The sequence below is a fragment of the Curtobacterium sp. 1544 genome, assembly GCF_040544915.1.
In the GTDB taxonomy this organism is placed as follows: Bacteria; Actinomycetota; Actinomycetes; order Actinomycetales; family Microbacteriaceae; genus Curtobacterium; species Curtobacterium pusillum_C.
In genome coordinates this window covers 1-8,726 of the sequence record NZ_JBEPKX010000051.1, presented here as the reverse complement: position 1 = coordinate 8,726, position 8,726 = coordinate 1, and the positions used below count along the sequence as shown (strand labels likewise).

General features: G+C 71.3%; 8 protein-coding genes and 1 rRNA gene. 1 reads left to right on the top strand and 8 read right to left on the bottom strand.

Translation table 11 applies throughout. The features are described from left to right. Positions 1-162 precede the first annotated feature (162 nt). The 7 genes from pyrG to ABIC61_RS18455 all read right to left on the bottom strand — a co-directional run bounded on the left by pyrG (position 163) and on the right by ABIC61_RS18455 (position 7,328). Positions 163-1,878 (bottom strand): CTP synthase, encoded by a 1,716-nt coding sequence (pyrG, locus tag ABIC61_RS18485; protein WP_354031075.1) that lies wholly within the window; start codon positions 1,876-1,878, stop codon positions 163-165. An 82-nt stretch (positions 1,879-1,960) separates the two neighbouring features. Continuing rightward, positions 1,961-3,655, bottom strand: a complete 1,695-nt coding sequence (recN, locus tag ABIC61_RS18480) for a DNA repair protein RecN (RefSeq protein WP_354031074.1) — start codon at positions 3,653-3,655, stop codon at positions 1,961-1,963. Continuing rightward, positions 3,652-4,575, bottom strand: a complete 924-nt coding sequence (locus tag ABIC61_RS18475; RefSeq protein ID WP_354031073.1) for an NAD kinase — start codon at positions 4,573-4,575, stop codon at positions 3,652-3,654. Before ABIC61_RS18475 ends, recN begins: the two co-directional genes overlap by 4 nt. Continuing rightward, positions 4,572-5,405: a TlyA family RNA methyltransferase gene (locus ABIC61_RS18470; protein ID WP_354031072.1), complete on the bottom strand. Its 834-nt coding sequence runs from the start codon at positions 5,403-5,405 to the stop codon at positions 4,572-4,574. The genes ABIC61_RS18475 and ABIC61_RS18470 overlap by 4 nt, the downstream gene beginning before the upstream one ends. Continuing rightward, entirely contained in the window at positions 5,398-5,547 is a 150-nt protein-coding gene (locus ABIC61_RS18465; protein ID WP_186321912.1) for a hypothetical protein, read from the bottom strand. Before ABIC61_RS18465 ends, ABIC61_RS18470 begins: the two co-directional genes overlap by 8 nt. 10 nt (positions 5,548-5,557) lie before the next feature. Then, positions 5,558-6,559 (bottom strand): HAD-IIA family hydrolase, encoded by a 1,002-nt coding sequence (locus ABIC61_RS18460; protein ID WP_354031071.1) that lies wholly within the window; start codon positions 6,557-6,559, stop codon positions 5,558-5,560. Between the two features lies 1 nt (position 6,560). Then, a complete protein-coding gene (locus tag ABIC61_RS18455; RefSeq protein WP_354031070.1) occupies positions 6,561-7,328 on the bottom strand; it encodes a tetratricopeptide repeat protein in 768 nt (255 codons plus the stop codon). On the opposite strand from ABIC61_RS18455, the gene ABIC61_RS18450 reads away from it, so the two are divergent. Further along, entirely contained in the window at positions 7,263-8,555 is a 1,293-nt protein-coding gene (locus tag ABIC61_RS18450; protein ID WP_354031069.1) for a hypothetical protein, read from the top strand. The genes ABIC61_RS18455 and ABIC61_RS18450 overlap by 66 nt on opposite strands. An 80-nt stretch (positions 8,556-8,635) precedes the next feature. Here the strand turns inward: ABIC61_RS18450 and rrf are convergent. After that, positions 8,636-8,726, bottom strand: a 5S ribosomal RNA gene (gene rrf / locus ABIC61_RS18445); the annotation flags it as partial.

Here is an 8,726-nt window from a genome sequence, read left to right as displayed (position 1 = left end):
CCCGCGGGGCGCGGGGCCTGCCCGGCGGGGGGGGGACACCCCCCCCCCGGGCGGGGGGCCCCGGGGGGGGGGGGGGGGCCGCCCCCCCCCCCCCCCCCCCCCCCCCGGGCGGGGGGGGGGGGGCCCCGCGCCCCCCCCGCCTCCGGTCAGAGACCACGCGCGTTACGCGACCTGCTCCTCGTTCTGCGGGTCGAAGAGGCTGGACGCCTCGTGCCGCGTGATCGCGGCCTCGACGAGGCCCGCGAACAGCGGGTGCGCGTTCGTCGGACGCGAGCGCAGCTCCGGGTGCGCCTGCGTGGCGATGTAGAACGGGTGCACGTCGCGCGGCAGCTCGACGTACTCGACCAGGGTGCCGTCGGGCGACGTGCCCGAGAACACCAGGCCGGCGTCCGCGATCTGCTGGCGGTACGTGTTGTTCACCTCGTAGCGGTGACGGTGCCGCTCGGAGGCCTCCGGCGCACCGTACAGCTCCGCCGCGAGCGAGCCCTCGGTGAACGACGCCGGGTACAGCCCGAGGCGCATGGTGCCGCCCAGGTCGCCGCCGGCGATGATGTCGACCTGCTCCGCCATGGTCGCGATGACCGGCGTCGTGGTCTCCGGGTCGAACTCGGTGCTCGACGCGTCGGTGAGGCCGGCCTCGTGCCGGGCGTACTCGATGACCATGCACTGCAGGCCGAGGCACAGGCCGAGCGTCGGGATGCCCTGCTCACGGGCGAAGCGCAGCGCGCCGAGCTTGCCCTCGATGCCGCGCACGCCGAATCCGCCGGGGACGCAGATGCCGTCGACGTCGCCGAGGTGCTTCGCAGCGCCCTCGGGCGTGGTGCAGTCGTCCGACACGACCCACTTCAGCGTGACCTTGGCGTTGTGCGCGAAGCCACCTGCACGGAGCGCCTCCGTGACGGACAGGTACGCGTCCGGGAGGTCGATGTACTTGCCGACGAGGGCGATCGTGACGTCCTTCTTCGGCTCGTGCACCGCGTGCAGCACCGGGGTCCACGCCGTCCAGTCGACCGCGCCGGCGTCGAGATGGAGCGCATCGACGATGACCTGGTCGAGGCCCTGGTTGTTCAGCAGCGTCGGGAGGTCGTAGATGGACGGCACGTCCACCGCGTTCACCACGGCGTCCTCGTCCACGTCGCACATCAGGGCGATCTTGCGCTTGTTCGCGTCCGACACCGGGCGGTCGCTGCGCAGCACCAGGGCGTCGGGCTGGATGCCGATCGAGCGGAGCGCGGCCACGGAGTGCTGCGTCGGCTTGGTCTTCTGCTCACCCGAGGCGTTCATGAACGGCACGAGCGAGACGTGCACGAAGAACACGTTGTTGCGGCCGAGCTCGTGCCGCACCTGGCGTGCCGACTCGATGAACGGCTGCGACTCGATGTCGCCGACGGTCCCGCCGACCTCGGTGATGATGACGTCGGGCTGCGGGTCGTTCTGTGCCTGCTCGCGCATCCGCCGCTTGATCTCGTCGGTGATGTGCGGGATGACCTGCACCGTGTCGCCGAGGTACTCGCCGCGTCGCTCCTTGGCGATCACGGTCGAGTACACCTGGCCGGTGGTCACGTTCGCGGCCTGCGACAGGTTGATGTCGAGGAAGCGCTCGTAGTGCCCGATGTCGAGGTCCGTCTCCGCACCGTCGTCGGTCACGAAGACCTCGCCGTGCTGGAACGGGTTCATGGTGCCCGGGTCCACGTTGAGGTACGGGTCGAGCTTCTGCATGACGACCTTGAGGCCGCGTGCCGTGAGGAGGTTGCCGAGGCTGGCCGCCGTGAGGCCCTTGCCGAGAGACGAGACGACCCCGCCGGTCACGAAGATCTGCTTCGTCACCTTCGGGGTCGCGTTCGAAGAATTGGTTCCGCCGCTGAGAGTGTCCGCCACGGGATTCCATCGTACGTCAGAACTGCCGGGAGGCGCGACCTCGGTTCGCCGTGGGCGTTGCGTCGGGCGTGTGGCCGGCCCGTCAGGCCTTCTGGCCGGCGACGTCGAGCAGCTCGCGTGCGTGCTCGATGCCGCTGGCGCTGTCGCCGAGGCCGGACAGCAGCCGCGCCATCTCCTGCAGACGGTCCTCGCCCTCGAGTCGGCGCACGCTCGACGACGTGACCGCACCGCTGGCGTCCTTCACGACGTTGAGGTGGTTGTTCGCGAACGCCGCGACCTGCGCCAGGTGCGTCACGACGATCACCTGCGTCCGCTCCGCGAGCTTCGCCAGACGCCGACCGATCTCGATCGCAGCCGCACCACCCACCCCGGCGTCGACCTCGTCGAACACGAAGGTCGGGACGGTCGTGGTGCCCGCCATGACGACCTCGATCGCCAGCATGACGCGAGAGAGCTCGCCACCGGAGGCACCCTTGCTGATCGGCCGCGGGTCCGTGCCGGAGTGCGGCTGCAGCAGGATCGACACCTGGTCGCGTCCGTGTCGGCGGTACTCGCCCGCGTCCGTCACCTCGACCACCAAGGACGCGCCGGCCATCGCGAGCGTCCCCAGCTCCGCCGTGACCCGCTGCGCGAGGTCGTTCGCCGCCTTGGTGCGTGCCGTCGTCAGGGTGGCGCCGGCGGACTCGAGTGCCTGGACATCCTGCTCGACGGCCTCCTGCAACGTGGCGATGCGATCGTCGTCGCCGTCGAGCTCGAGCAGCCGGTCGCTCGCCCGCTGCCCGTACGCGATGACGTCGTCGATCGTGTCGCCGTACTTCCGCGTGAGCCCGGCGAGCAGTGCCCGCCGCTCGTTGATGAGTTCGAGGTCGTGCCCCGCGTCGGGTTCGAGCGACCCGAGGTAGCTCGACAGGCTCGCGGAGGCCTCGGTCGCCTGGATGCCGAGTTCGGTCAGCTGTTCGAGCACCGGCTGCAGCTCGGCGTCGGAGCCGGCGACGCGTTCGATCGCGCGGCGAGCGGACTCGACCAGTCCGACGACGTCGTGCACGCCGTCGAGGGATTCGCTCGACAACGCCTCGTGCGCGAGCCCCGCGGACAGCCGGAGCTCCTCGAGGTTCCCGAGCCGCTCGGCACGCTCGGCGAGCTCGGTGTCCTCGCCGGGCTGCGGGTCGGCGGCCTCGATCTCGTCCGAGGCTGCGCGGATGCGTTCGGCTTCGGCCAGGCGGTCATCGCGGTCGCGCGTCAGCGTCTCGAGCTCGCCGGCGTGCTGCTGCCAGGCGTCGTACGCCGTGACGTAGCGCTGCAGGGCCTTCTCGAGCGCCGGACCGCCGAACCCGTCGAGGGCGGCGCGCTGCGCGGTCGCCGAGGTCAGGCGGATCTGGTCGGACTGCCCGTGCACCGTCACGAGCTGGTCGGCGAGCTCGCCGAGCACCGCCACGGGGGCGCTGCGGCCACCGACGGTCGCACGGCTGCGCCCCTCGGCCGACACCGTGCGCGTGAGGATGAGTTCGCCGTCCTCGACAGCGCCACCGGCGTCCTCGACCCGTTCGGCGACGGCGTCGTGCTCCGGCACGTGCCAGCGGCCCTCGACCACGGCGCTCGAGGCACCTCGGCGGACGGAGCCCGCGTCGGCACGTGCGCCGAGCAGGAGGCCGAGCGCGGTGACGATCATCGTCTTGCCCGCGCCGGTCTCGCCCGTCACGACGGTGAAACCGGGGCCGAGCTCGAGGGTCGTCTCACCGATGACCCCGAGGTCGGCGATCTGGATCTCCTCGATCACAGGTCGTCCTCGTCGGTCTGCGGTCCGCGCCACCCGGCGACGGGCAGCTGGAACTTCGCGACGAGACGATCGGTGAAGGGAGCGTCCTTGAGGCGCGCGACCCGCACGGGGTCCGGCGACCGCCGCACCTCGACACGTGCACCCGGCGGGAGGTCGTGCGTGCGCCGACCGTCGCACCACAGCACACCGACGCCGCTGGTCCGCCGCAGGACCTCGATCGCGAGGGTGCAGTCCGGCCCGACCACGATCGGACGGGCGAACAGGGCATGGGCGCTCAACGGCACCATCAGCAGCGCGTCGACGTCCGGCCAGACGATCGGGCCGCCGCCGGAGAACGAGTACGCCGTGGAACCGGTCGGGGTGGACACGACGACGCCGTCGCAGCCGAACGACGACAGCGGACGACCGTCCACCTCCGTCACGACCTCGAGCATGCGTTCCCGGGAAGCCTTCTCGATGGTCGCCTCGTTCAGCGCCCACGAGGAGTAGACGACCTCGTGCCCGACGACGACGTCGACCTGCAGGGTGACGCGTTCCTCGACGTGGTACTCGCCGGAGAGAGCCCGCTCTACAGTCGCCCGCAGGCCGTCCCGCTCGCTCTCGGCCAGGAACCCGACGTGGCCGAGGTTCACCCCGACGATGGGCGCCCCGGTCCCGCGGACGAGCTCGGCCGCGCGGAGGATGGTGCCGTCGCCGCCGAGGACGATGACGATCTCGAGCTGGTCGGACTGGACGTCCACGCCGAGGATGTCCACCTGGCCGACCGAGGCCTCGGCCCGCCGGATGTCGGCGTACTCGTCGAAGGGCATCACCGGGACGAGGCCGGCGGCGTGCAGGAGGTCGCAGACCTCTACCGCGGCGTCGATGGAGTCCCGGCGGCCCGTGTGGGACACCAGGAGGATGTGCCGGTCGTCGCTCATGCTGTCCCTTCCGCCAGTGCCGTCGCGCGGTCGATCCATTCTGTCGGATTGGCACCGACACCACGCTGGAAGCGCGCCAGGTACTCGTGGTTGCCGTGGGTCCCGACGATCGGCGAGGCGGCGACGCCGGTCGTTCCGAGGCCGAGGTCCCAGGCGGCCCAGAGCACGTTCATCAGCGCATCACTGCGCAGCGCGGGGTCGCGCACGATGCCCTCGCGGACACCGCCGCGACCGACCTCGAACTGCGGCTTGACGAGCAGGACGAAGTCGTCCGCCGGCACCGCCTCGGCCAGGGCGGGCAGCACGATCCGGAGCGAGATGAACGAGAGGTCGCCGACCACCAGGCTCGTCTCACCGGCAGCGGGGTCGAGCCCCGCGTAGCCCTCGGGGGTCAGGTTCCGCGCGTTGACGCCTTCGACGACCGCGACACGGGCGTCCAGGGCGACGACGGGGTCGAGCTGACCGTGACCGACGTCGAGCGCCACGACGCGACGAGCACCGCGCGACAGGAGCACCTGGGTGAACCCACCCGTGCTCGCACCCACGTCGAGGACCACGCGGTCGGTCGGGTCGACGCCGAACGTGTCGAGCGCGCCCACCAGCTTGCGCGCCGCCCGGGAGACCCACTCGTCCTCGGTGTCGACCTCGATCGCGGCCGCCGGCTGGACCGCCGCAGAGGGCTTCACGACCGCCGTCCCTGCCACCGTCACGCGGCCGGCCTGGATCAGCTTGGCAGCTGCCGTGCGGGACTTCGCTAGCCCGCGGGCGGCCACGAGGGCGTCGAGTCGGACGGCCGACGAGACCTGTCCGACCACGGAGTCGTCAGGCACTCGCGGTGCCACCACTCTCGAGCCGGGTGCGAAGCTCGTCGTGGAGCGCGGAGAACGCGTCGGCGCGATCGGGCAACGGGAGCGCCTCGACCGCAGCGGTGCGCTGGGCGAAGTCGTCGGTTCCCTGCTCGTCGTTCGGCACGTCGCCCACGCTACTCGCCGCCGTACAGCTTCGGGTCGACGTCGAGGCCGTAGATGGCGAGCCCGGACTCCCAGATGAGTGCGGTCCCGGCGCGCAGCAGGTCGATCGCGTCGCCGTCGTCGAGCACCCGCACGACGTGACCGCGCATCGCGACCGTGACGTCGCCGACGGTGGCGTAGCGCGTACCGTCCGGGTCCTCGCGCCGGATCGTCACCGGGTACGGCTCGGACAGGCCACGGAGATCGGCGAGGATGAACGTCGGACGCGAGCGCTGGTCGGCCGCGAGGACCTGCTTCGCCTTGTCGATGCCGGTCAGGACGAGGACGCTCGGGATGCCGGCGTCGTTCGCCCCCTTGATGTCGGTGTCGAGTCGGTCGCCGATGAACAGCGGGTGCTCGCCGCCGAACCGGGCGACGGCCGCGTCGAAGATCGGTCGCTCGGGCTTGCCCGCCACGACCGGCATCCGGCCGACGGCCTGGTGCACGGCGGACACGAGCGTGCCGTTGCCCGGAGCGATGCCGCGCTCGACCGGGATCGACCAGTCCATGTTCGTCGCGACCCAGGGGATGTCCGGGTCGGCGAGCGCGAACGACGCCTCGGCCAGGTGCGTCCAGCCGAGGTCCGGCGAGAACCCCTGGATGACGGCCGCCGGGGAGTCCTCCGCACTCGTCGTGACCGTGAAGCCGGCGGCCTCGACGATGCTGGTCAGTCCGAGGCCACCCGTGACGAGGATCGTCGAGCCCGCGGGCACGAGGGTCTCGAGCAGGCGGACGCCGGCCTGCGACGAGGTCACGACGTCGTCCTCGGAGACCTCCAGCCCGTAGCGCTCGAGGTGCTCGGCCACGTCGACCGGACGACGAGAGGCGTTGTTCGTGATGTAGCCGACCCGCGCGCTCAGCGATGCACGGGTCAGCGCCTCCACCGCGTGCGGGATCGCGTTGCGGCCGCGGTACACGACGCCGTCGAGGTCGGTGAGGACGACGTCCACACCGTCCGTCGGCGGCTTCGGCACGTCAGTCTGCTGCGGATCCGTCGACGTCGGTGGGGTTGTCGTCGTCGAGTTCGCCGGGCTCGTCGCCTGCGGGCTCGTCGTCGCCCGGCTCGTCCCCGAGGGGCTCGTCGGGTTCGACGGGCTCGTCGGCGAGTTCGGCGTCGGGCTCGTCATCGACTGCTCCTGCGAGCTCGTCTCCTTCGACTTCGAGCGTTTCCTCGACCACATCAACTGTCTCCCAAGCGTTCTCGTCGGCGACCTCGGCGAGGGCCTCGGCAGCGCGATCGACACGGGCCCACCACTCGTCGGCCTCGTCCTGACGACCGAGCTCCTCGAGCGTGGCCGCGTAAGCACTGTAGAGGGCCGGCGACCAGGTGTACGCAGTGGACGGGTCGAGCTGTGGAATCTCAAGCTCACCGAGTGCGGCTGTGGGATTCCCGAGGTCGAGTCGGGCGCCGGACATGGCGATCGCCAGCTCGACCTGCACGGGGGTGTCCAGCGCAGCGCGGTCCACGGACCGGCCGAGCTCGAGCGCGCGCTCCGGGCGACCGAGGCCCCGCTCGCAGTCCACCATCATCGGCAACTGGTCGTTGCGACCCGAGATGCGACGGTAGGTACGAAGCTCGCGGAGCGCCGTGGCGAAGTCGCCCAGGCGGTACGCGGTGATCGCGGCGGTCTCACGCACGACACCGACGCGGCCGGCGCGGCGGGCGGCGCTCAGCGCGTGCTGGTTCGCGGCCTCCGGGTCGTCGTCGACGAGCATCGCCGCGGCGACGAGGTGACGGGCCACCCAGTCGGCGTTGTCCTTGCTGAGGGTCTTCAGCTCGGCGCGAGCGACCTTGTCGAGGTCACGCGCGTCGATCTCCTCCGGGATCTCCGGGTCGTCGTGGCGCGGGCGGATCGACTTCGTGCCGTACGGGTCACGGTCTTCCCAGTCGTCGCGCGAGGACTCACCGAACCGAGCACCGGCGTGACGGCTGCCGTCACCGAAGCGCTGGCGGTCGTCACGTCCTCCGCGGTCACGGTCGGAGCCGCTGCGGAACGGACGATCGCCGTCGCGGCGCGGACGGTCGCCGTCGCGTGCGGGACGGTCCGAACGGAACGGACGGTCACCGTCACGGCGCGGACGGTCGTCGCTGCCGCTGCGGAAGGGACGGTCCCCATCACGGCGGGGACGGTCAGAGCCACCGCGGAACGGACGGTCACCATCACGACGTGGACGGTCGTCGTTGCTGCGGAAGGGACGGTCGCCGTCACGGCGCGGGCGGTCGTCGTTGCTGCGGAACGGACGGTCGCCATCGCGACGAGGACGATCGCCATCACGCGCCGGACGGTCCGAACGGAACGGACGGTCAGAGCCACCGCGGAACGGACGGTCCCCGTCACGACGGGGACGGTCGTCGTTGCTGCGGAACGGACGGTCCCCGTCACGACGGGATCGGTCACCATCGCGGGCGGGACGGTCCGAACGGAACGGACGGTCGCCATCACGACGCGGTCGGTCGTCGTTGCCGCGGAACGGACGGTCTCCTCCACGAGGACCATCACCGCGCGGCGGACGGCTGGAGTCATCACGATCCCCGCGCCACGCGGGACGCCGGCCACCGTCGCGGAACGACCGGTCGCCGTCACGGAACGGACGGCCGCCATCGCGCGAAGGGCCGCCGCTGCGTGCCGGGCGATCACCGTCACGACGAGGGGCATCACGACGAGGGGCATCACGACGGTCGCCCTCACGCCGCTCGAAGTCACGAGGACCGGACGACCAGCGGTTCCCGCCGTCGCGTCGAGGACCCCGGTCGCCGTCACGGCGAGGCCGGTCTCCGCGGTCGCCGTCGTTCCGTCGCTGATCGTCGTCGTTCGCCACCGTTGCTCCTCATTGCGTGCCCGAACTCGTGCCCGGGCGATCGTCCGCTGTGTCGTTGTGTTGGCGCCGCATCGGTCACCCGTTGCTCGTCACCCAGTCCATCACGAACCAGCGCACGAGTCGAGTGACCCACGGCAGAAACAGAAGTAGCCACCGGCCTCCCGAGAACGAGGGTCTCCCCTACGAGTTCTCGATGGAGGGCCGATGGCCACATCTTCTATCTACGTTAAGTCCGGCGGCGTCCTACTCTCCCACAAGGTCCCCCTTGCAGTACCATCGGCGCTGAGAGGCTTAGCTTCCGGGTTCGGAATGTGACCGGGC

Coding starts and splice junctions, on each gene's coding strand:
- ABIC61_RS18475 (WP_354031073.1), bottom strand. CDS start 4,575: ATGAGCGACGACCGGCACATCCTCCTGGTGTCCCACACGGGCCGCCGG.